This window comes from Yersinia sp. 2542 StPb PI (assembly GCF_048593855.1).
GTDB classification, from domain to species: Bacteria; Pseudomonadota; Gammaproteobacteria; order Enterobacterales; family Enterobacteriaceae; genus Yersinia; species Yersinia enterocolitica_E.
Genome location: NZ_JAZGQA010000323.1, coordinates 1 through 2409 on the forward strand (window position 1 = coordinate 1; position 2409 = coordinate 2409).

Consider the following 2409-nt stretch of genomic DNA (forward strand, 5'->3'; position numbering starts at 1 on the left):
ATTAATAATATGTCACATGGCTGTTATTGTATTTTAAAGCAGTAACATGCTTTTCATTACACAAGCTAACAGTGCATAATCACCTTACCCATTGCGCACTCTTGTTCCAGGTATTTGCCATGAAAAACCAGCGTGTTACGTTACAGGATATCGCGTTACTTGCGGGCGTGACCAAAATGACTGTCAGCCGCTACTTACGCACGCCGGAAAAAGTGGCTCCAGAGACGGCTGAGCGTATTGCTCAAGTGATGGCGGAGGTTAACTATGCTACTGATTCTGAAGGGGAAAGTGGTCTTAATCAAAAGATCCCGCGTATTGGTATCTTAATACCTTCCTTTAATAACCAGATTTTCTCTGACTTGCTGGCGGGTATTGAATCGGTAACCGCTGCCAGCGGCTATCAAACGTTGGTGGTTAACTATAACTATGATAAAGAACGTGAGGAGCAGCAGATCGTTAATCTGTTGTCCTGTCAGATCTCAGGTTTGATACTCACCGATTCAGAACATACCTTACGTGCTGATAAGTATTTGAATGCAGCCGAAATTCCGGTTGCACAAGTGATGGATTTAGAGCCACAGTTCAACCGTATTACCGTTGGTTTTAATAATTATCAGGCTGCCTACGATATGACAGCGACACTATTGGCCAGTGGTAAGCAGAATATTGTCTATTTTGGCTCGATGTCAGATGTACGAGATCGCAAGCGTTATCAGGGATATAGTCAGGCGATGGTAGATACAGGTTTTACGCCATTGCATATCACTCCTAATAAGGTCTCTTCTGTCTCGATCGGGGCTGGGATGCTAGCTCTGGCACGACAAATGTATCCGCAGGTTGATGCTATTTTTTGTACTAATGATGATATGGCCGTCGGCGTGTTACAAGAATGTCTGAAAATAGGCATGGCGATACCGGCTGAAATGGCAATTTCGGGTTTCCATGGCTTAGATATCGGCCAGGCAACCACCCCGGTGCTGGCCAGTGTTACCACCCCACGGTTTGAAATGGGTAAAGTTGCAGCGGAAATTCTGATTAAGAAAATAAATAAAATCCCTACAATTGAACAGGTTGACTTGCATTATCGCATTTCACTCGGTGGGACTATCTGATCTTCTTATCACCGCTAGCAGCCATGGCTCTGGATGATGGCTGCGAATCACTTTGGTCAATGGCCGCTAAATTATCCCTCCGTCAATCAATAACAAATAACGCCAACCGATAACATTTTACTGAGTTAATTCTATAAGTTTTTAACCGGTATTTGCCTGGCTGAAACAATTCAGCACTAGCAATGATAGGTCGATCACGTTACCGGTAACATGTTTTCTTAACATGATTTACAGTGACCTGCATCACAAAATAAAACATTGAAAACGGGTCTTATAACGACATTCGCTGAATGGCTAAATCATCCGATGATTACCTGTCGCCATTCTGGTTTTTTATGATTTATTGACATGATCAGGTACCCGTAATGAAAAACAGCAAACAAGCCGTATTAATCATCGCTCCGGTAATGGACTATTTAACTGAAAAATTGGAGCAAACCTTTACTGTTCATAAACTCTTCCAGGTTACCGATCATGCTGAGTTTTTTGCAGAACAGGGTCAGAATATTAAAGGCATCGTGACCCGTGGTGATATTGGTGTCAGCAATGAGGTGTTGGCACTGTTGCCTGAAGTGCAGATAATCTCAATCTTTGGCGTCGGTACCGATGCGGTGGATTTAGCAACCACCCACGAGCGCAATATTATTGTGACTACCACTCCCGGTGTACTGACTGACGATGTTGCTGATACCGCGCTGGGGCTAATCATTGCCACGTCTCGCCGCCTGTGTCTGGCTGATAAATTCCTGCGTGCCGGACAGTGGCCGCACAGTACTTTGCCATTATCATCTAAGGTTACCGGCAAGCGTTTGGGGGTCTTCGGTATGGGGCAGATTGGCCAAGCCATTGCTCGCCGAGCCGCGGGGTTTGATATGCAAATTGCTTACACCGACAAAGCACACAACGAAACTCTGCCCTACCAATATGTGCCTGATCTTATGAGCCTTGCCAGTCAAAGCGATATTCTGGTGGTCGCAATCTCGGGAGGGAAAGACAGTGCCGGTTTGGTTAATAACACCGTTTTTGCTGCGATGCCTAATCACGCCATTCTGATCAATATTGCCCGTGGCAGTATGGTGAATCAGGATGATTTAATCCTTGCGTTGCAGCAGCAAAATATTGGTGGTGCGGGCTTAGATGTTTTTGCCGATGAGCCTAATGTGCCACTAGCATTGATCGAGATGGATAATGTGGTCTTGCTGCCACACATTGCCAGTGCAACGACTGAAACTCGAATTCAAATGAGCGATATTGTCTTCTCAAATATATTAGCCCATTTTTCTGGTGAAAAAGCCCC

The 2409-nt window shown here is 44.9% G+C and carries 2 protein-coding genes; both read left to right on the forward strand.

Annotation, left to right across the window (positions count from 1 at the left end; genetic code table 11):
- Nucleotides 1–119 precede the first annotated feature (119 nt).
- On the forward strand, nucleotides 120–1112 hold the full coding sequence (locus V1952_RS21160; protein ID WP_372559463.1) for a substrate-binding domain-containing protein: 993 nt from the start codon (nucleotides 120–122) through the stop codon (nucleotides 1110–1112).
- Between the two features lie 365 nt (nucleotides 1113–1477).
- Nucleotides 1478–2409 (forward strand): 2-hydroxyacid dehydrogenase (locus V1952_RS21165; protein ID WP_420075481.1); only part of this gene is annotated, 932 nt, incomplete at its 3' end.

Bases quoted from the DNA above. Each gene is read 5' to 3' on its own strand.
- V1952_RS21160 (WP_372559463.1), top strand. From the start codon at position 120: ATGAAAAACCAGCGTGTTACGTTACAGGATATCGCGTTACTTGCGGGC.